This is a genomic window from Algoriphagus sp. 10J20-15, from assembly GCF_055809615.1.
This window is the reverse complement of record NZ_JBVVUG010000044.1, coordinates 78,486-99,411: the sequence shown is the minus strand read 5'-3', so window position 1 is coordinate 99,411 and position 20,926 is coordinate 78,486. Positions and strand designations below refer to the sequence as shown.

Genomic DNA, 20,926 nt, shown 5'->3' with positions numbered 1-20,926 from the left:
CGTCTCCCTTTCGCAGGATATAGGTTTTGCCAAGCCATTGAGATTACTGGGAGTGGATGATTGGAGTGAGAAGGACAAAATTAATTTTTTCTTTCCTGAATCCAGGAGACCTATACAGCTTGAGCGCTACAGAGCAGCTGAGGCGAGTGGTACTTTTATTGATTATGAAGATTATTTTTATAACAATACCGCCTTACTGTTGAATACCAGAATAAATGTATCTGGAGGTACGGAAAAGACTAAATTCTTTGTATCGGGTAATGTCACAAATGAAGACGGTACAGTCAAAAATACTGGGTTTGAACGTTATTCGATTCGAGCAAATATAGATCAGAAGATCACAGACAGAATAAAATTAGGAGTATCCTCCAACTACATAAGATCCAATACCGATAGAGGCTTTACTGGTAATCAAAATAATACTGGAGCTAGTATAGGGTATAGCATTTCTTATGTTCCTAATTATTATGATTTGAGAAGAAATGAAGATGGAACATACCCTATCAACCCGTACTTCTCAGAAAACCCTGTTTCTGTCACAGACAATGCTCAGAACAACTCGTTGGTTAATCGTTTTATCCAAGCATTTACCTTGGATTTTGATATTCTCAAAACTCAGAATAGCTATTTGAAAGCTTCTGTATCCGGAGGTTTGGATCATTTGCAAAACTCCACTCAAATCTACCTCCCTGAGTTCTTGCAGTTTCAGAGAGCACAGGCAAATCCGGGAGATCTTTTTGGGAAGGAGAGTATAGAGTTTCAACACCAACTTCCAAGCTGCATTAGTTTACAATTGGAACCTAGGCAAAGTCAATATGAATTCCCAAGCAGGTCTCGTTCGTTTGGATTTTGACAACAGCTCCTTGTTCAATAGAGGCAGAGGGTCTAGGTTCGCTGGGCCAGAGAAACTTAAAACAAGCCAACATTCAGGAGATAAATGATCAATTCAACAGCAAAATTCAAGAAGCAGGAATATTCCTGCAACAGGAAGCAAATTGGGAGGATAAGATCATTGGAACTCTAGGCATCAGATGGGATAAATCCACTTTGAATGGCGATCCAAACGAATACTATGCATTCCCTAGAGCAAGTGTAGCTTTTAATCTTGGAAACTTTGACTTCTGGAATAGTTCCGTAATCACTCAATTGAAACCAAGGCTAGCCTACGGAGAGACTGCTGGTCCCGTGCCATTTGGCGCGACATTCACCCCTTTAGGAGGAACTAATATAGGTGGGTTGCTAGGTTCAACAGTTTCTACTTCAATTGGTAATACGCAGATTCAGCCAGAAACTGCTTCAGAACTTGAGTTCGGTGTAGATGCAGGTTTCTTCAACAATCGTATCAGCTTGGAAGCTACCTATTACATCAAGAACACACAAAACAACCTTCAAAACCTAAATCTGGCACCATCTACCGGTGTAAATACCACGCCTAGTAATGAGGCTGAACTTCAAAACAAAGGTTTAGAACTAAGTCTATCTGGCACAGTAGTGGATAAATCAAACTTCAGATGGTTCTCAAGAATTCTATACTGGCAAAATGATATAGAAATGACTAGACTGGGTATCCCCACCTACATTTCAGGAGGTTTTGGATCTGGACTTGGTACATTTCTATATGCAGAAGGCTACTCCCCTACTACTATTGTAGGTACACCAGCAGATCCTTCCATTCCGGGCGGATTTACGATTTGGGGGGATGCTCAGCCAGACTTCAATCTTTCGTTCTCTAACTCTTTCAGTATCTATAAAGGGATTGAATTTTCCTTCCTAGTAGACTGGAGAAGTGGTGGAGAAAACGTGAACCTTTCTTCGTTCTTATCTGATGGAGGAGGGACGACCAATGGGTGGTTTGATGATGATAATGGAGATGGGGTTCCAAACGGTAGACAAAGAGAACCAGAACCATACAATAATGCTGGTCGATGGGTTCAGGATGCTTCATTCGTAAAAGTCCGCGAAATAGGCCTTTATTATACTTTACCTAAAGAAACTCTAAATAACTGGTTTGGAAATACAGTTCAAAATCTACGTGTAGGTTCTTCCGTCAACAATGCATTCCTATTCACCGATTATGAAGGATATGACCCTGAGACTTCCACCTTTGGAGCTCAAGCTGTTGCCAACAACGTGGATATTGCTCCATACCCTACTTCTCGAAGGATTTTCTTTCACGTAACCATTGACTTTTAATCCGACTCAACATGAAAAAAATAACAAGAAATATAGGATTTGCTATGATTGCAGCCACGATGATCGCTGGATGTAATCCCTTGGAATTCGACGACATCCAAGATCCTAATAATCCATCTGTAGGAAGTATCGCTAATAATGCAACTTCTGAACAAATACAATTCCTGATCACTGGATTAGAATCCAGACACCGAGGCTATGTAACTAACATTTCCCAAGCATGGAATACTTTTGGGCGGGAAATATGGTACCTCGAATGCCTCTGACCCAAGATTTCAAACAGATTGGTTGGGCCAGAATGGTCGAGTTCCAGATCGATCCTACTTTGGTTTTGGTAATACTGGAGGAGGTTCTTGGGCTACCCCTTATCAAGCGATCAAGCAAGCCGATGTTCTCCAGTTAGCTGCTGCTAATACCAGCAATATCACTGATGCACAAAAGAACGCAGTTATAGGGTTTGCCAAAACTATACAAGGCTACCAATTCATGATTCCAGCTAATTTTGTCTATCAAAATGGAATCCGAATGGAGGTGACCGATCCACTGAACCCTGATCCTTTTGTAACCTACGAGCAAGCGCTAGATCAGATCAGCACTATACTGGACGAAGGATTTCAAGCATTTTCCAGCGCAGGCTCAGGAAACTTCCCTTTCAGGCTGACCAGCGGATTCAATGGCTTCAACACCGTCACAGGCCTTCAGCAAGTCAATCGAGCCATAGCAGCACGACTGAATGCGTACAGAGAAGATTGGCAAGGTGTTTTGACGGCACTAAACGGTTCATTCATGGACCTGAATGGAAATCTAACAGCAGGGCCAGCTCACCCTTATGGAGCAGCACCAGATATTTTCAACCCGCTCTTTTATCTGCCAAATGCAGCTGTGAACACCATCATCGTAGTACACCCTTCCGTTCTGGATGATGCTACACCTGGTGACCTCCGCGTTCAAAATAAATTTCTACAGCGGACCAACCCAGTCACTGTGACTACAGATGCTGGCGCCTTAGTAGGGACACATCAAGATGCTAGATGGTCTAACAACACGGCTCCTATTCCTTTCATTAGAAATGAAGAACTAATCCTACTTAAGGCAGAAGCTCATGCTAACTTAAATCAGGCTAATGATGCAGTAGAGGCTATTAACATTATTCGCACAGCAGCTGGAATCGGCCCATACACTGGCGCTACCACCACCGCAGCATTGATAGACGAGATTTTATATCAGCGCAGATACTCGCTTTGGGCGGAGCCTTGGGGACATAGATGGATAGATGCAAGACGCTATGATCGGCTTAGCGATATCCCTACATCCTATGATGGAGGGTCTATTTTCACCCAATTCCCTCATCCACAGGCAGAGTTAAGCTGGGATGAATATGTAGGAAATTAAAATCCTTAATGCTGAATAAAAAGGGAAGCTGGTATCAGCTTCCCTTTTTTTAGGTAAATAAAATAAATCTTTAAAATAGGTATAATCAAAATACCTGGTTGATATTATCATTGATACACCTCCTCAAAAATGAGAAACTTATTAAAATTGGAAGAAGCAGCAATATTCCTTCTTAGCATTTATTTATTCAGCACTTTAGATTTTGCTTGGTGGTGGTTTCCAGCACTCTTACTGCTCCCTGATATAGGAATGATTGGCTATTTATTCAACCCGAAAATTGGAGCTTTCATTTATAATCTTTTCCATCACCGATTGGTGGCTGTTTTTGTAGCACTGTACGGACTTACATTTGAAAATGAGTATTGGATTCTTGCTGGGATCATACTATTTGCACACATTTCCTTTGATAGAATCATGGGATATGGGTTAAAATTCAGCGATAATTTTAATCATACCCATTTGGGTGAAATTGGGAATATCAAGAATAGTTAAGTCTTTACATCCCAATTCCCTCAATTAATCCTCATGAAACTTAAAAGCATTTCTATTCCTTATGTAGGTTAGACTATCACAATCAACCCATGAGTAGAGGATTTGTAAAAGAAGATGATCAGGAAGAAACACCACTAGTTCCACCAAGAGCAGATTTACCTGAAGGTGTTACTAATTTCATGACTGAAAATGGAATGGCAGAACTACTTGCTGAAAAACAAGCACTGATCGATGAAAAATCTGCTATAGAAGCCTCCACAGAGCAGGAAAAACGTATCGCTTCAAATTTCATAAATGCAAAAATACGTTTGCTTGATGAGCGAATAGCAGTAGCTAAAATCGTGAATTTGAGCGAGCAGCCTCAAGATGAAATTCGCTTTGGGGCAACCGTAACTCTTAAAATCGGAACAATATCAAAGCATCAGACTTACCAGCTAGTTGGTGTGGATGAAGCAGATATTTCAAAGAATAAAATCTCATTTATCTCTCCTATTGCAAAGGTTTTGATAGGTAAGAATGTCGGAGAAAAAGCCATTTTAAAGTTGGCCAAAGAGGATAGGATTTTTGAGATCATAGAGATTAACTATAAATAGATAGTGTGAAATCCAGGACTGGAAACACCTAATAGCATGACTAAATTTTTGATTCTGCCTCAGGAGAAGCAGAATCAATTCCTTCGCGCCCTTTGCGAATTCTTTGTGACCTTTGTGGTTAAATTAGAATCAAACCATAATTGATACCCCAATCATGCCTCCGAAATTGGCTTTTTCCCTATTTTTGCCCCTCTAAATAATCATCCGAATATGTCTATTGCCAGCAAATACGATCCAGCAGCTACTGAAGCCAAGTGGTATGCCTACTGGATGGAGCACAAACTTTTTTCATCGAAAGTAAATCCTAACAAGGAACCTTATGTGATTACCATGCCTCCTCCAAACGTCACGGGCGTCTTGCACATGGGGCATATGCTAAACAATACCATTCAGGATGTATTGATCCGTAGGGCTAGAATGCAAGGCAAAAATGCGCTTTGGGTTCCGGGTACTGATCATGCTTCGATCGCCACGGAGACCAAAGTGGTAAACTTGCTCAAAGAGCAAGGAATAGATAAAAAATCCCTCACCCGGGAGAAATTCCTGGAGCATGCTTGGGAATGGAAGGAAAAATACGGTGGAATTATCTTGGATCAACTGAAAAAGCTTGGTGCTTCCTGTGACTGGGATCGTACAGCATTTACCATGGATGCAGGTCTGAGCGATGCCGTGATTTCTGTTTTTGTGGATTTGCACAAAAAAGGAAAAATCTACCGCGGAATCCGCATGGTGAACTGGGATCCAAAAGGGAAAACCGCCCTTTCTGATGACGAGGTGATCACTAAGGAAATCGCATCCAAACTTTACTATATCAAATATCAAATCGACGGAACAGAAAATGAATTCCTGACCATTGCTACTACACGTCCTGAGACAATCATGGCAGATGTGGCTATCTGCGTCAATCCAAATGATCCCAGATTCACCCATCTCAAAGGCAAAAAAGCAATAGTTCCGCTGATCAACAAAGCCATCCCAATCATCGAGGATGAGTACGTAGACATGGAATTTGGTACAGGTTGCTTGAAGGTAACTCCTGCTCATGATATCAATGATTACGAACTTGGCCTGAAGCACAAACTAGAAGTGATCGACATCTTAAATGATGACGGAACACTAAATGAAAAAGCTCAGATTTTGGTTGGTGAAGATCGTTTTGTCGCGAGAAAAATGATCGGCAAAAAGCTGAAGGAAGTCGATCAGTTGGAGAAAATAGAAGATTACAAATCCAATGTAGGTCACTCCGAAAGAACAGATGCGGTAATCGAGCCAAAGCTTTCTTTACAATGGTTCCTAAAAATGGATGAGATAACCAAACCAGCTCAAAAAGCTGTGATGGAGGATATCATCCAATTGTATCCACCGAAATTCAAGAACATGTATCGTGCTTGGATGGATAATGTACGTGACTGGTGTATCTCCCGCCAACTTTGGTGGGGACATAGAATTCCAGCTTATCACCTTCCAAATGGGGAGTTCGTGGTAGCCAAAACTGCGGAAGAAGCTCTGCAGCTTGCCAATGAGCAATTTGAAGGTACGTTTACGCTAGCTGATTTGAAGCAGGACGAAGATGTGTTGGATACTTGGTTTAGCTCTTGGTTATGGCCTATTTCGGTTTTTGATCCGGAGGTTTTCACTACTGGCAAGCCGAATGAGGAATTGAAATACTACTATCCTACTAATGACTTGGTGACTGCTCCGGAGATCCTATTCTTCTGGGTGGCGCGAATGATCATTGCTGGCTACGAATACATGGGCGAGAAGCCTTTCAAAAATGTGTACCTGACTGGTATCGTCCGTGATAAACTGGGTAGGAAAATGTCTAAATCCCTGGCAACTCACCTGATCCTTTGGACTTGATCGCCCAAAATGGCGCTGACGGTGTCCGTACAGGAATGCTTTTCTCCTCGCCTGCCGGAAATGATTTGCCATACGACGATAAGTTAGTGGAGCAAGGGAGAAACTTCGCCAATAAAATCTGGAATGCTTTCCGTCTAGTAAAAGGCTGGGAAATCGATCCGAATTTGGACGGTTCCGGAAACACATCAAGCATTGAATGGTTTGAAAATAGATTTAACCAAGCCTTGGTAGAAATCAATGAGCACTATGAGAAATTCAGGATTTCTGATGCCTCGATGACTACCTACAAGTTGGTATGGGGAGATTTCTGCTCTTGGTACTTGGAAGATGATCAAGCCAGAGTACAAGCACCCAATCGATCAGGTTACTTACGACAAGTCGATTGCGCTTTTCGAAGATATTCTTAAGATTTTGCATCCATTTATGCCATTTATCTCTGAAGACCTTTGGCACCAGATCAAAGAGAGGTCTGTGGGAAGAGTCCTTGATTTTGGCTTCTTGGCCAGCAGAAAAGGGATTTGACAGCAAGATCATAGAAGAAGCAAATCAGGTGTTTGAGGTAGTTTCTCAAGTAAGAAATCTACGGGCTTCAAAAGGAATGTCACCAAAAGAAACATTGGATCTAACTATCAATGCTAAAGATGAAGGATTGTATGGAAGATTCTCAGCAGTATTGAATAAGCTGGCAAATTTGTCATCGCTAAACTTTGGTACAAAAGTAGAAAACGCACTCAGCTTCGTAGTGAAGTCAGACGAATGCTTTGTACCGATGGGTGACTCGATTAATGTGGAAGAGGAAAAAGGAAAATATCCAGAAAGAAATCGACTACACAAAAGGCTTCTTGAACTCTGTAATGAAGAAGCTAAGCAACGAGCGATTTGTAGCTGGAGCGCCTGCGCAGGTAATAGAAATGGAGCGCAAAAAACAAGCAGATGCTGAAGCCAAGATTAAAGCTTTGGAAGAGAGTTTAGCGAAGCTGGGGTAAAGTGGTAATATCCCCGCTAAGGCGCAGCGGACTTCCTGAATAATTAAAAAGTAATTACAAAACCGAAGACTTTAACAGTCTCCGGTTTTTTTTATTTGAACTTCCTAGAAAGACGAAAACAATCAATCACTTAGAACAAAACCTTTGAGATTTGGAAAATCTCAAAGGTTGAAAAATAAACCGCGCACTCTGCGTAAACCTCTGTGAACTCTGTGGTTTAACCAAAAAAGCCCGATTGAAATCAAATTCAATCGGGCTTATTCATCTATGCTTAAATAAATTTATGCCGCGTTTCTAGCCGCATTGATAATTCCGAACATACTTCTCAAGATTAGCTTTTGAAGCACATCTGTCGATTTACCTGTTTCAAGGATTTGCTGAATGGCGTATTGCTGCACTGTAATCAATGGTAATACGATTCGCTCACGAATCTCGATTGACTTCTTGATCACTTTATTATCTCCCATCAATTCATCCATGGAAGAAACTTCTTTGAGTTTTTCGATGGACCTCAAGTATTCATCGTACATGATCTCCCAGAATTCCCCGTAGTTTTTATCCTGCTTCAAATAAGCTGTGGCTGGATAGAAACACTTGGTCAATGACTGCATGGAGTTGCCAAGAAGGGCTCTGAAGAAAAGACTGTCATTGTACAGAGCTTTCAATTCACCCAGTTTCCCTTTTTTTTCCAAGACTTCCACTGCCGCTCCCACTCCATAGAAACCTGGAATATTTTGTTTCATTTGCGCCCATGAACCCACGAATGGAATGGCACGAAGATCTTCAAATTTCAAGCCTTCACCCTTACCTCTTTTTAATGGTCTGGAACCGATATTGGTCATCCCAAAATACTTCAGCGGAGTTACATGCTCCAGGTATGGAACGAACTTCGGATGACTCTTGAATTTTTTATAGGACTCATAAGCCTCGCCAGCCAATTCGTCGATCAAAGCACGCTGCTCTGTATTTAGATTCTTGTCAGCTCCACCATATAGGTGATTTTCCAAGCCTGCACTCAGCAGTTGTTCAAAGTTATAAGTACAAGAAGCCTGCTTACCGTAATTAGCAGAAATCGTCTGACCTTGAATCGTAACCTGGACTCTCAGAGTTCTCCACTTTTTCACCTAGAGAAGCATAGAAATTATGCATATTTCCTCCTCCACGTGCAGGAGGTCCGCCTCTACCGTCGAAGAAGACGACTTCGATGCCATTCTCTCTGGAAACTCTGGTCATTTCCTCTTTTGCTCTCAAAATAGACCAGTTGGCTTGTAAATACCCACCATCTTTGGTACCATCTGAGAAGCCAAGCATAATCGTTTGCTTATTTCCTCTAAACTCCAAATGCTTTTTGTACTCAGGCATGTTGTAAAGACTGGTCATGATCTCTGGCGCTTCCGCCAAATCATCAATCGTCTCGAAAAGAGGGACAATATCCAAAGGCATATTTTCCTTGCCTTTACCCAGCGATAATTTATTTAATTTAAATACTTCAAGGAGGTGCTTTCTGGATTGACAATTGGAAATTATGTATCTATTCATGATTTCCTCTCCACTCTCCTGCTGAATTGAGTCAATCACACCCATGGACTTCAATATCTCTTGGTTGAATTCATCCCGCAAAGAATCGATTTCTGGCAGTTCAGTAAGGTTCATGATCTGAGCGATTTGCTCATCTTCTGTACCCTGAAGTTCCTTTCCTTGAAGTGCAAATATCTCTTCAATCAATGCATCGTGCTTGCGGCTATCCTGACGCATGTCCATGCATGCGAAATGGAAACCAAAGATCTTTACTTTAAGAATAAACTGATCCAAAACATCCAAGAATAGTCCTTCGTGGTATTTGATCAAGCCCTCTCTTGCAGGCAAATCTGCTAGCAATTGGTCTTTAGTTTGATAAACAGGATTATTTTCAAAAAGAGTGGAGTAAAGACCACGCTCAATTTTTATCAATATCTCTTCAACATGCTTGAAGTAAGTCTTCTCGCACCTTACGAACATCTTTGTAATAGCATTTTATAACCCATTTTTTCAAGCGAGCTGCTACTTGCTTAGTGATCTCGTGCGTCACAAATGGATTACCATCTCTATCTCCTCCTGGCCAAAATCCGACTTTAAGCAGACCTGGATTATCCCAATCGTGAAGTGGAATATCCAATGATCCAAGTAAACGCACCATGATGTCCGAAATGCTCTCGTAGAATATGTTTTCGAGGAACCAGATTAAGCTTACTGCTTCATCGTATGGAGTTGGTTTTTCACGCTTAGTGAAGCCTGTTTTCCCAAGTTGCTGTAACAGTGAATTGATCTTACCTAAATCATCTGTACGGATGGCATTCTCCAGATCAGGTGAAGTGTTATTGCCAGGACATTGCCAGGACAAACTGTGTAGGATGGGCAGTAAGTGTGAGACGAACCGAGAAAGTTTTCAACTTTTCAATCAGCTCTTCGCGCTTATTGTCATTATCAGTTCTATCGACCAAAGCTTTGATCGTTCCTTTACCTTTCAGATCATGGATTTTCTCATAAGCAGCCATCCTCGATGGAGTCAAACAAAACAACTTGACGCTCCACGTACTGAATCATCTGAAACAGCAAATCAGATTGCTGCTCTGCAGTAGAATCCGGCATCAATTCATCGAAAAACCCTGCAATAATTTCCTTGGGCGTCAACCCTTTTTGGAAACCATTTTGACATGCTGTACCTAAAATCGGAAGTAGAGTTCCGGTACGGTAGATGTCATTGAAGGGAAGATCTAAAAATAAACTGTTGTAAATGGTGAAGCGCTTGGCTACTTGGGTATCATAGGTTTTATACATTATTCATCTTCCGTTTTAATGGTTAAGCAAATTAGTAAAAATTCTAAAAACTGAAATAACTATTGTGTTTTCATTAACAAATAATCTCATTCTCTTACTTTTTAGCAATCAAAAGCTCAATTTTCCGATAAAAACACAAAACCATCATTTCATATAATTCAATATCTTTCGGTTATGCAACGATCACTTTTAGCGGCAGTCATACTCGCCATCTCTTTCTCCTGTAATACGGAAAAATCAACTGAAATAATAGAAACACCTATGACGTACTCCTTTCTGGTAGGCACCTATACTGACGATGCTAGTCAGGGACTCAATCAACTCGATTTTACTCCTTCGGAAAACAAATTAGAAATCAGAACGATTTTTCCAGGAATCCTAAGGACCTTCATTTGTTGTGGCAAACTCAGCCGGAGACAAGGTCTTTACTTTAGAGGAAATAGACAATGTTCCAGGCGGAAATATTATTAGCCTGAATCGTAGCACTGACAAGCCAACACTTTCGAAAATAAGTGAATTACCGAGCTTTGGAGATCATCCGTGTTATTTGGCTCTTTCTCCAAATGAAAAATTCCTGACTGCCGCCAACTACAGCGGCGGAAATTTTAGCGTATATAAAGTTGATGAAAAAGGTGATTTAAGCCATCTACAGTCCATTCAACATGAAGGAAGCAGTGTTAATAAAGGTAGACAAAGCGCGCCACATGTACACAGCACCGTGTTTAGTCCGGATGGCAAATACTTACTTGTGGCAGACTTAGGAACTGATGAGGTATATGTTTATAATTTTGATGCAAATTCTCCTGAGCCTGTGACGCTGAACAATGCCTATAAAGTAACCCCCGGAGATGGGCCGAGACACTTAGTTTTTTCTGCAGATGGAAAAGAGATCATGCTTGTTCAGGAGATGACAGCAGCCCTAGATATTCTCAATTTTGATAAAGGAAAAATAATTCTAAAACAGCGCATTTCATTGATTGCTGATGATTATGAAGGAGCTGTGGGAGCCGCTGAAGTCCGACTTTCTTCAGACGGAAAAAACATCTATGTATCCAATCGTGGAGACGCTAATAGCCTTTCGGTTTTCGCTAAAAAAGATGATGGGAATTATTGGCTGATACAGCAAACAACATCAGGAGGTATCATGCCTAGAAACTTCAATCTAACATCTGATGGCAAATACCTGCTTGCAGCACATCAGGCAAGTGATGATATTGTTGTTTTTGAAAGAGACGAGGAAACAGGAATGCTGACACAAACGGATTGGAAAGTAAGTGTACATAGCCCCGTATACCTATTTAGACTAGGTGACTAAGAAGGTTGCTCCCAAACAATCTGGGAATTGTAGCGAATATGACCTTGATCGATTTCGAGTGGAGATTTCAGGTTATTTTGATACAATTTTCCTGTGCCCAGACCTTGTGGAATCGAAGCTCCCAAACTATCAGCAAGTTGTGCGATAGCATTTAAACCAATATTGCTTTCCAAGGCAGAAGTCATCCACCAGCCAATATTACGCTCTTCAGCAAGCGTTATCCATTCTTTGGTTTCTAAGATCCCTCCTAGCAAGGTTGGCTTTAGAATAATATGCTGAGGCCGAATTGCGTCTAATAATTCACCTTTATTTTCCACACCAATCAATTCCTCATCCAGTGCAATTGGTAGTGGAGTAGCTTCGCAAAGCTTTCTCATTGCCTCCCAATTCCCCGCTGCTATAGGTTGCTCTATGCTGTGCAGATCAAACTCCGCTAATTCATATAGTTTAGCTAGAGCCTCCTCAGGCGAAAAAGCGCCATTTGCATCTACCCGAAGTGTGATTTGATCTTTTGAATATCGTTTTCTGATGTAAGAAAGAAGCTCCAATTCCTGCTGAAAATCTATTGCTCCAATTTTCATTTTGATGCAATCAAAACCTTGCTCAAACTTTTCATTGATCTGTTCAAGCATAAAATCTTTTTCTCCCATCCATATCAATCCATTGATTGGAATAGTTCTATTTCCTTCAAAAAAATCCTGACCTAGGATCTTCTTTTTTCCTCCATTGATAAGATCGAGAATTGCTGTTTCTAAACCGAATTTTATGCTGGGTAAATAGACAGGAATTAATTGTCCAACTTGGCTGAGCACTTCGTTTTCATTTTGACTCCATGCGATAGTTGCCATCTGCTCAAGAGTCTGCTGTAATATATTCTCAAAATCCGGACGGTCATCCAGACTTAATTTCACGAGGGGCGCAGCTTCCCCCCAGCCAGCAATCTCTGGCTGATCTGGATAAAAGGCTTTTATCCAAAACACGTCCTTTTTCTTCAAAATACCTCTGGATGTTCCCGCATCAAACTTAAAAATCAGTGTTCGTTTCAGGTATTCAAAAGTGATCTTAGATGTGCTATGCATCGATAAAGAAAGGTTTTGGAAGGTAGTTGAAATGACTTGGGCTATATTTGCAGGCAGAATTAGAGACCATATGCAAATCCCAGCAATTGATTTACGCGATTACGAATATACATTACCCGAGGAAAAAATCGCGAAGTTCCCTTTGGAAAAGCGTGATGCATCGAAGCTTTTACATTATAAAGACGGGCAAATTTCGCATTTGAATTTTTCCAATATCGTGGACTTACTTCCTTCAGACACGCTACTTGTCTATAATGACACCAAGGTGATTCCTGCCCGCTTAATTTTTCAACGGGAAACTGGAGCACGCATCGAAATCTTTTTACTTCAGCCAATTTCACCCACGACTGTAATTCCAGAGATCATGCTGGCTAAGCATCCGGTGATCTGGGAAACGATGATAGGAAATTCTAAAAAGTGGAAGGATGGAGAAATCCTAAAAGGTCAAATCCCATTTCAAGGAAGCGCAATCAATCTTTTTGCAAAATTAATCGACCGGGAAAGTCGCAGAGTAGAATTCTCTTGGGATAACGCCGATGTAGCATTTGTAGATGTAGTAGAAGCGAGCGGAGAAGTCCCTCTTCCGCCCTATTTGAATCGAAAGCCTATTGACGAAGATAAATCCCGATATCAGACGGTTTATTCGGTGAAAGAAGGCGCAGTCGCTGCTCCAACAGCCGGCTTGCATTTCACTCCTGAGATTCTTGAAAAACTACGGGAGAAAGGAATCAAAGAAGCTCAAGTAACACTTCATGTGAGCGCGGGTACTTTCCAACCTATAAAAGCAAGCCAGGTTACTGAGCACCCGATGCATAGTGAACAGATTCATGTCAACCGGGAAACGATAGAAAAGATTCTGTTGAATCTTGGAAATGTGGTGACTGTAGGGACTACCTCAGTGCGAACTTTAGAGACCCTGTATTGGTATGGAGTAAAATTACTTGAAGGAAAAGGAGATGAATTGAAAATTGAGAAGCTTTTTCCCTATGAAAATAGAGAAAGTTTGCCTTCGGCACAAAAAGCTTATGAAGCGATACTTGAGCTCATGAAAGAAAAAGGAATGCAAACAATCATGGGAACCACAGAGATTTTTATTTTCCCTGGATATGAATTTAAGATTGTGAAAGGGCTAATCACCAACTTCCATCAGCCAGGTTCTACGCTTGTTTTACTAATTGCAGCCATCCTCGGAGAGGACTGGAAGCGAGTTTATGGAGAAGCTTTGGCTAGTGACTACAGATTCCTGAGCTATGGAGACAGTAGTTTACTTTGGATAGCTTAAGGATGTCCGTGCTCCTTAATTATTATTGAATCAAAAAATAGCTCTAAGCTGTTTGAAGACTGAACTCCGCAAATTCAGAATAATCAATCTCCTTCACCATTAGAATCATGGCATTTGCGAATTCTTGTTTACAGGAAAGAACTTCATATGCATAATACAGGTCCTCCGTTACATTAATTTCTAGGGACCCAAAAAATCGATTTAATTCATCTTGAGAATTTGAACGAATAGATACACATCCATCTTTCTTTTCACTTTTCTCAATCATAAAATTCGCTGAAGTCGTTTGGATTATCATAGTTGGCATGTTAATGATATACAAATTTAGCTTTGGAATATATTAAATCTATACCCTATACAGGGTATTTTTCATATTTCGACTAGCAAGATGCTAAATTATTTTATTTGATTTTCAGATCATTAGACAAAAAGATCTGATCCTAGAAATCCTATCCATTAATGATTTGTTAAAGTGTGATCAATTGGCTTATATTTGCATCGCTTTACATGATGGAGCTGGGAGAGAAAATCAACCAAAGTTCCAAAATTTCATTGAACGGATGAATTTGTAAATCGAAAACAAAGCCAAGTATAATTATCTAGAGAGTTGGGTGAGTGGCTTAAACCAGCAGTTTGCTAAACTGTCGTACGTGTCAAAGCGTACCGGGGGTTCGAATCCCCCACTCTCTACCACTACAAACCCTAACTATCTGAAATATTGATCGTTAGGGTTTTGTTTTTCTTGATCAGTGGCTAATCGGTTTTGATTTAGCTTTAATCTGTAAATCGGCGGAGCTCTCTTTTTTTAAACTTCCTTGCTCTTAAAGCAATTACTCACAAACGGTCTTTAGTTGTTCTTATCGAAAAGAATTTCCACCGAAAAACGCTCTCAAACCGAAATATTCGTACGTCATGAAGGTAAAGCCATCTAGAGATTTTATTCCCAAGCCATCCATAATCCCCACATTGTTTTTGTCCTAATGTTTGTACAGAATCAATTAAATTTTGAGAATTTCACTGAAACCGTCGAATCACTAATTCCTTGTTTGACATACCCAATATTACATTCCGAGGCAATGCCAATTCTCTGAGCTTTGATTTGCTTAAAGCATCTGAAGTCTATTCTAAGAACGAAAAAGAATTAAATCATAATCCCAGAAAGCCACATCGAATCAACTTTTTCGCTTTGCTTATAGTCACCGAGGGAATCGGAACTCACCAGGTAGATTTGAAAAATTTCGCTTTAAAAAAGGCTCGGTATTAAAAATAGCGAAAGGTCAGGTACATGCTTTTCAAGAAAACGCCAGCTATTCAGGCTTTTTAGTCATTTTTAAAGAGGAGTTTATTCTGACTTACTTTTCAAAATCTTCCATAGAATCCATTTCCCATCTTTACAATTACCACCTTTCTGATCCCCTTGTGGAGAATATTTCATTTAGTGAGTCTTTTATTGAGGAGGTAACTGGAGAGCAGGCCTATGAAAACGGGCATGTGCAACAGAATATTCTAGCCAAGATTCTGGAATTATTTTTACTTAAGCTAGAGCGTGTTTCCCAAAATCCAATTTCCACTACCAAAACGAATCAATATTTATTATTCTTTCAGTTTAAAAACTTGGTTGAGGAAGGTTTCAGAACTACTCGAAATGTGAAAGATTATGCCGCAAAGCTTTCAGTCTCCCCCAAGCATCTGAACACTATTGTCAAGAATTTCACTCGAGCTACAGCCAAAGCTTTTATCGATCATTATGTTCTTTTGGAGATAAAACGAGCAATCCTTAGCACCGATAAAAGTTTGAAAGAAATTGCATTTGAAGTAGGTTTTGATGAAGTAACTAATTTTACGAAGTTCTTTAAAAAGCATACTAACCAGAGCCCAAAAGACTTTAAATCAACCCTAAAACTGTAGATGGTTTCATATTTACCATTTTCTGTAACTGATTCACCTTGCTCTAGGGACCGGTTTTACTCTAGCTTTGTATGGTATGAAGTTCAATGTGAACGAGAGTTGCTTTTCAGTTAACGATAGTGTAAGCTCGTATTAAGAAAAACCTATGAAAATCGCAGTAACAGCAGCCAGTGGAAAGCTGGGAACTTCCATAATACAGGAGCTCACGATAGCAATCGGAAGCCAAAACGTGATAGGCTTAGCCAGAACTCCAGAAAAAGCCCAACACTTAGGAGTAGAAATACGCGAGGGTGATTACAGCGACCCTGATTCACTAAAAAATTCCCTTGAAGGAGTTGAGACTTTGGTATTAATCCTCCGGCATGGATGATCCCCGTGAAAGGATTCAACAGCATAGAAATGTAATAAATGCTGCGAAACTAAACGGTGTAAAGAAGATTGTCTATACGAGCATAATTGGTGCAGAAGAAAACACTTCCTTTAGCCCAGTAGTAAAAAGTAACCGTCAAACAGAAATCGATGTACAAGAATCCGGATTAGTTTGGGTAATCGGAAGAAATGGAATCTATATTCAACCGGATTTAGAATATCTGGATAACTATATCAAAGCTGGTGAAATCAGTAATTGTGCCGGGGATGGGAAATGTGCTTATACCAGCAGAAGTGAATTGGCTTATGCTTATACTCAAATGCTTTTGAATGAAAATCTTAACGGACAGGTGTACAATCTTGCAGGCAGCCCAATTACACAATCTGAATTAGCAGAGGGAATCAATCAAGTATACAACACTAGTCTAAAGTATGTACCTATCGGTGTAAAAACGTACGAGAATGACAGAAAGGCAGCACTTGGCGATTTCATGGGGACAATAATTGCAGGGATTTATGAAGGGATTAGAAAAGGAGCAAATGATGTCGCGACGGATTTTGAAAAGGTAGCGGGAAGACCACACCTATCCACCATCGAGATGATAAGTTCCTTTAAAAATCAATCCCGATAGATTTGACTTCTGAGCTATAATACATTATGGGAATAATTGATAGTATTTTGAAAAAGGTCGTGCTGCAAAAGGCGACTATTGTAGAAAAAGAAGACTTTCAGATTCGGCTTTTCTTATCCGTCTGGAAAGCAAAGGAATTTGGAAGCTGATTTCGTCCCTGGGCATTTTATCCGCTTAGCAGTAGGACTGGATAAGGAAGGCACTTCTGTAAAAGATAAAGTAAGAAGTTATAGCGTTTGGAATATTGATACGTCACAAGATATCATTGATTTGGCTGTTGCTACACATAGTAATGGAATAGGATCAAAATGGGCTGAAGACTGCACCATTGGTGACGAAATTTATTTCAAATGGAAGAAAGGCAATTTCTTAGTCGATGACTCCGCGGATAGCTACTTGATGATCGGTGACCTGAGTGCCCTGGCACATCTTTATATGATCAATCGTAACCTCCCAAATAAGAAAGTGAAAGGTATCATTTACAGTTCGGACACAGATGATCTGTTCTCTGACATTGACGGCCAAGCTCCATTTGATTTTTACAGTCTACCACATAATCCTTCTCAAGAGCTTATTCATAAGGCAAAAGAACTGTTAGCAGACATGACAGGCAAAAAGATCGTTTACATAGCTGGAGATAGCAGAGTTTGTGTAGCACTTAACCAGTTTTTCAGGAATGAATTGAACTGGGAAACCAAATTTATCAAAACCAAACCTTTTTGGAATCCCGACAAAAAGGATTGGAATAAATAACGAAAGCTAAACCCAAAAGGGAAACGACGATAATAGTAAGAACTAATTACCCTTTATAAGGGCCTCATTTTCTTCTTGTATTCTCTGCATCTGCTTCTTGCTTAATCCATGTTGGTAATAGAATTCTGGTTTATAATAGTAATTATGTTTTTTCATTTCTGGATCATGAATATCTAAGCTAAGATCACAATCAAACCTCAGTAAAATAGCGTGATTTTGCTCCCAGTTTGTCGCATTAGTGATATGTGAGATCCCCCGCTGCAATTCCTTTTCCATAGGAAGTATTAATAAAAGCATCAGGCATATAAGGCCCGGCGGCAGTGGGCATAAGGTTAGTGATAGCGGCAATATCAAAATTAACTCCATCTTCTGCATATTGAATAGTGAAGTGTTCATTCCCATCTTTGATCACGAGCGCTGCTATTCCTTCCTTGAAGGGAAACAAAGTAGTCTCGTGCCCTGAATTAATCACGGGATTCAAGGGATGTTTCTTAAATGGCCCCAATGGATGCTCAGCAATAGCTAATCCTTGCATCCGAACTAAATTTGGATCTCCATCAAAATCAGATTTGTAATACAAATAGATCTTGCCGTTGTGGACAATGGGTTGAGGATCATGAATAGAATATTGATCCCAGTCCCCTTCATCTCCATTGGGAATGACTATTTCATTATAAGCTGTCCAGTGTCCATCTGGAGAATCTGCATATGAAACTGCCACCGGACAATCATCTCCTCTTTTGCCACTAGCTTCCATAAACCCCTGATAGTATAAATAATACTTCCCTTCCCATAGCAAAATATCAGTAGTAGTTACAGACCTCCAGCCTATCTGTGGCTTTGGTGCCCTTGGAACCGCCACTCCTTGCTCTTCCCATTGAATGCCATCCTTACTTGTAGCATACCAAATCTCTGAAAGATCCCAATCTGATGAAGGAATGGTATCGTTTGATTTTTCTGGACCTTGGGAGATACAGGAGTGTTTCTATAAGTATACCAGACGTAATATTTGCCGTTAACAAAAATCACTTTGGAAGGGTCGCGTCTAGAGATGGTGCCATCATGTCCATTGTAGTCAAAGCCCTTCAGTTCAGTATACTTGAACTGAGTATAAAGCTCGTTCTCCTCAGGCCGTGCTGCTGGATATGCATCGTAATTCCTTTCCATTGCCTTACTCAAAGGGAAGTCGGGTTTTTCTTTAGGTAAAAGAAAAGGAGGCCTTCGTGGCAGTTTCTTCTTGGGCAAAACCTGTTAAAGTTGTAGTCATGACAACCACAAAGAGAAAAATGATTCTTCGAAATTTCATTTTAGTTATTTTTGAGAGTATTAGGAATGCTGTCTAATGTATTTATAATCTCGGCTCACGCCAGTTAGTAAGGGTAAAGCAAACTCTCAATTTTTCAACACTGGTTTGAAAATACGAATCCAATCCACTTTAAACGTGTGATCTTCGGTCTTTGCCAATTCGCTATCTGTAGGAGTGTAGGTATCTGATTTTTTGCCCGAAGCCGGCGTAGATCTCCAGGTCTGATCTTCGGTGTTAATAATGATGTCCATTTCCTTACTCAAGCCAGTTCGGGTATCCTTTGCGGTATTGCCTGGATCTTCGCTATTCGTATAAAAATTAGGGTCAATCATATCCTTCCCTGTAACTGTCCTCACCAGCTTCCCATCAATGTAATACTCCAGATGCCATGGGTCTCGCCAGTAAACTCCGTATCGATGGTATTCTTCCCTCCAAATCGTACTGCCGTCATAGTACCAGCTTCCTGCGTCGGTTGGCTGATAATCAGCAAATGGGTTACGGATGAAAACGTGATGACTAATGTGAATTCGCTTTTCATACCAAGTATGCGCTGCCCCCGCACTCTCTGAGAACTGTCCTCCATAGGCCTCCACAATATCTATTTCCTGTGTGTCATCAGGACTCAACAACCATACATCGGAGGCCAAAGTGGAGTTCATCACCTTGGCATAAGCCTCCACATACACCGGATACTGCACGCGGGTTTTGCCTGTAACACATCCTTGATTTATCAGGGCAGTACCTTCTTTTCTGGAAGAACGCAGCTGCAATTGCCCATCCTTCACCTGTACGTGATCTCGTTTCCATTCGGTAAGCCCTGGGCCTGCCCAGGAATTATGGTAAAAATCATCCCATTTGTCAGAGAATTGAACGCCTTTGTTTGCTGCTGGTGCCAAGTACTCAAAATCATCTGAAAATTCCTGGAATTCCCATTCCATATTTTCTCCTGGATTGGCTGGTACAGGTATAGTCTTCCAATTAGTTTCTACTACGGGAATGCTATCCGGTTTTTGTTCAGGGTCGAGAATATCATCATCTATCCCTCCATTTGAGCAACTGATCAATGCGATCATAGACCCCAAAATCCCGGCTGAGATCAAGGAAAAAGCGTTATTCAAGGTGAATTTCATTTTATTTATCGTTGGTTTATTTAAAACTAGTTTGATCAAAAAATCGAAGTGAGCGCTCCAAGTGACTCTGCCAATACGTCCACTCGTGTCCTCCTTCTAACTCCTCGTATTCATGCGTCACTCCCAATTCAAGCAGCTGCGTGTGCAGCAATCGATTCCCTTCAATGAGTTCATCTGATTTGCCACAGTCAAACCTCATAGGAGGAAGCTTAGCTGTATTCTTGCTTACACTAGCTATCACATCCATCTCCTGACTCATCAAGTCGAATGAGTCTAGCGGCTCCTCCACAAAATCTCCCATTTCAGAAAATTTGGTAATCGCACTGTGTGCAGAGATAGCTTTGAATTGATCAGGAAACTCAGCGCCCAATCGCAAGGCACCATATCCTCCCATCGACAGTCCTGTGATGCATAAGGGTGAGTTTTCGCTGGCCTGAGAGATATTTTCATAGACAGCCCTGGGTACATCGGAGACGATCCACTGCGCAAAGTCCTTTATCCTATGCCTCAGGTACCCAGATCCATCTCCCCAAAGTCCATCCGATGGCATCACGATAATTGCAGGTCGGATCTCTCCGGACTCCATCATTCGCTTAGCCGTATGATGCGCCCGCCTTTCATGGCCCAAACCCACGCACTACCATACACCCCATGCAGCAAGATGTAGATCGGCAAATCAGTCATGCCTTCGAGTACATCCGGTACAAAAAGACATATATCCCCTCGCCCTTTCAGGTTCGGAGTTTTCACGGTGAGAAAGCGTAATCCATCCTGCTCAAATTTCTCGTCTGATAATTCAATTGTTCTGAAACTGCTCAT

At 40.8% G+C, this 20,926-nt stretch carries 19 protein-coding genes, 1 tRNA gene and 2 pseudogenes; 14 read left to right on the top strand and 8 right to left on the bottom strand.

The genetic code is table 11. From position 1 onward, the window contains the following. Positions 1–37 precede the first annotated feature (37 nt). From AC0L6R_RS18790 to AC0L6R_RS18760, 7 genes and pseudogenes are all read left to right on the top strand, one after another. Complete coding sequence (locus AC0L6R_RS18790; protein ID WP_473272612.1) at positions 38–853, top strand: hypothetical protein; 816 nt, start codon at positions 38–40, stop codon at positions 851–853. Beyond that, complete coding sequence (locus AC0L6R_RS18785) at positions 850–2,193, top strand: TonB-dependent receptor domain-containing protein (RefSeq protein ID WP_473272611.1); 1,344 nt, start codon at positions 850–852, stop codon at positions 2,191–2,193. Before AC0L6R_RS18790 ends, AC0L6R_RS18785 begins: the two co-directional genes overlap by 4 nt. An 11-nt stretch (positions 2,194–2,204) precedes the next feature. Continuing rightward, positions 2,205–2,459, top strand: coding sequence for a hypothetical protein (locus AC0L6R_RS18780; RefSeq protein WP_473272610.1), 255 nt, complete (start codon positions 2,205–2,207; stop codon positions 2,457–2,459). 22 nt (positions 2,460–2,481) lie between these two features. Further along, the gene (locus tag AC0L6R_RS18775) at positions 2,482–3,585 is read left to right on the top strand and encodes a RagB/SusD family nutrient uptake outer membrane protein (protein WP_473272609.1); all 1,104 of its coding nucleotides are present in this window, start codon (positions 2,482–2,484) and stop codon (positions 3,583–3,585) included. A 129-nt stretch (positions 3,586–3,714) separates the two neighbouring features. Continuing rightward, positions 3,715–4,077, top strand: coding sequence for a DUF4260 domain-containing protein (locus tag AC0L6R_RS18770; protein WP_473272608.1), 363 nt, complete (start codon positions 3,715–3,717; stop codon positions 4,075–4,077). An 89-nt stretch (positions 4,078–4,166) separates the two neighbouring features. Then, positions 4,167–4,670, top strand: a complete 504-nt coding sequence (locus AC0L6R_RS18765) for a GreA/GreB family elongation factor (RefSeq protein WP_473272607.1) — start codon at positions 4,167–4,169, stop codon at positions 4,668–4,670. Positions 4,671–4,880: 210 nt separating this feature from the next. Further along, positions 4,881–7,516, top strand: a pseudogene (locus tag AC0L6R_RS18760) (valine--tRNA ligase). Positions 7,517–7,797: 281 nt separating this feature from the next. Here the strand turns inward: AC0L6R_RS18760 and AC0L6R_RS18755 are convergent. Further along, positions 7,798–10,333 (bottom strand): annotated as a pseudogene (locus AC0L6R_RS18755) (phosphoenolpyruvate carboxylase). Positions 10,334–10,730: 397 nt separating this feature from the next. Here AC0L6R_RS18755 and AC0L6R_RS18750 point away from each other — a divergent pair. Next, positions 10,731–11,648 (top strand): lactonase family protein, encoded by a 918-nt coding sequence (locus tag AC0L6R_RS18750; RefSeq protein ID WP_473272606.1) that lies wholly within the window; start codon positions 10,731–10,733, stop codon positions 11,646–11,648. Here AC0L6R_RS18750 and AC0L6R_RS18745 read toward each other — a convergent pair. Beyond that, the gene (locus AC0L6R_RS18745) at positions 11,645–12,727 is read right to left on the bottom strand and encodes an o-succinylbenzoate synthase (protein WP_473272605.1); all 1,083 of its coding nucleotides are present in this window, start codon (positions 12,725–12,727) and stop codon (positions 11,645–11,647) included. The two genes, AC0L6R_RS18750 and AC0L6R_RS18745, sit on opposite strands and share 4 nt — an antisense overlap. 31 nt (positions 12,728–12,758) lie before the next feature. On the opposite strand from AC0L6R_RS18745, the gene AC0L6R_RS18740 reads away from it, so the two are divergent. Continuing rightward, on the top strand, positions 12,759–14,009 hold the full coding sequence (locus AC0L6R_RS18740) for an S-adenosylmethionine:tRNA ribosyltransferase-isomerase (protein ID WP_473272604.1): 1,251 nt from the start codon (positions 12,759–12,761) through the stop codon (positions 14,007–14,009). A 43-nt stretch (positions 14,010–14,052) separates the two neighbouring features. Here the strand turns inward: AC0L6R_RS18740 and AC0L6R_RS18735 are convergent, their stop codons facing one another. Next, on the bottom strand, positions 14,053–14,307 hold the full coding sequence (locus AC0L6R_RS18735; RefSeq protein WP_473272603.1) for a hypothetical protein: 255 nt from the start codon (positions 14,305–14,307) through the stop codon (positions 14,053–14,055). 303 nt (positions 14,308–14,610) lie between these two features. Here AC0L6R_RS18735 and AC0L6R_RS18730 point away from each other — a divergent pair. From AC0L6R_RS18730 to AC0L6R_RS18710, 5 genes are all read left to right on the top strand, one after another. Next, a tRNA-Ser gene (locus AC0L6R_RS18730) sits at positions 14,611–14,702 on the top strand. Between the two features lie 726 nt (positions 14,703–15,428). Beyond that, positions 15,429–15,917 carry a helix-turn-helix domain-containing protein gene (locus AC0L6R_RS18725; protein WP_473272602.1) on the top strand — a complete coding sequence of 163 codons (489 nt, stop codon included), beginning with the start codon at positions 15,429–15,431 and terminating at the stop codon, positions 15,915–15,917. Positions 15,918–16,062: 145 nt separating this feature from the next. After that, a complete protein-coding gene (locus tag AC0L6R_RS18720; RefSeq protein WP_473272601.1) occupies positions 16,063–16,287 on the top strand; it encodes an NAD(P)H-binding protein in 225 nt (74 codons plus the stop codon). Continuing rightward, positions 16,280–16,918, top strand: coding sequence for an NAD(P)H-binding protein (locus AC0L6R_RS18715; RefSeq protein ID WP_473272600.1), 639 nt, complete (start codon positions 16,280–16,282; stop codon positions 16,916–16,918). The genes AC0L6R_RS18720 and AC0L6R_RS18715 overlap by 8 nt, the downstream gene beginning before the upstream one ends. Positions 16,919–17,056: 138 nt before the next feature. After that, the gene (locus AC0L6R_RS18710; protein WP_473272599.1) at positions 17,057–17,671 is read left to right on the top strand and encodes a siderophore-interacting protein; all 615 of its coding nucleotides are present in this window, start codon (positions 17,057–17,059) and stop codon (positions 17,669–17,671) included. A gap of 235 nt (positions 17,672–17,906) precedes the next feature. Here the strand turns inward: AC0L6R_RS18710 and AC0L6R_RS18705 are convergent, their stop codons facing one another. The 5 genes from AC0L6R_RS18705 to AC0L6R_RS18685 form a co-directional block, all read right to left on the bottom strand. Beyond that, positions 17,907–18,533, bottom strand: a complete 627-nt coding sequence (locus tag AC0L6R_RS18705) for a glycoside hydrolase family protein (RefSeq protein ID WP_473272598.1) — start codon at positions 18,531–18,533, stop codon at positions 17,907–17,909. Beyond that, positions 18,500–18,850, bottom strand: coding sequence for a hypothetical protein (locus AC0L6R_RS18700; protein WP_473272597.1), 351 nt, complete (start codon positions 18,848–18,850; stop codon positions 18,500–18,502). The genes AC0L6R_RS18705 and AC0L6R_RS18700 overlap by 34 nt, the downstream gene beginning before the upstream one ends. Before the next feature lie 213 nt (positions 18,851–19,063). Beyond that, a complete protein-coding gene (locus tag AC0L6R_RS18695; RefSeq protein ID WP_473272596.1) occupies positions 19,064–20,107 on the bottom strand; it encodes a family 16 glycosylhydrolase in 1,044 nt (347 codons plus the stop codon). 16 nt (positions 20,108–20,123) lie between these two features. Beyond that, positions 20,124–20,696 carry an alpha/beta hydrolase gene (locus tag AC0L6R_RS18690; protein WP_473272595.1) on the bottom strand — a complete coding sequence of 191 codons (573 nt, stop codon included), beginning with the start codon at positions 20,694–20,696 and terminating at the stop codon, positions 20,124–20,126. Beyond that, a complete protein-coding gene (locus tag AC0L6R_RS18685; protein ID WP_473272593.1) occupies positions 20,693–20,926 on the bottom strand; it encodes a hypothetical protein in 234 nt (77 codons plus the stop codon). Before AC0L6R_RS18685 ends, AC0L6R_RS18690 begins: the two co-directional genes overlap by 4 nt.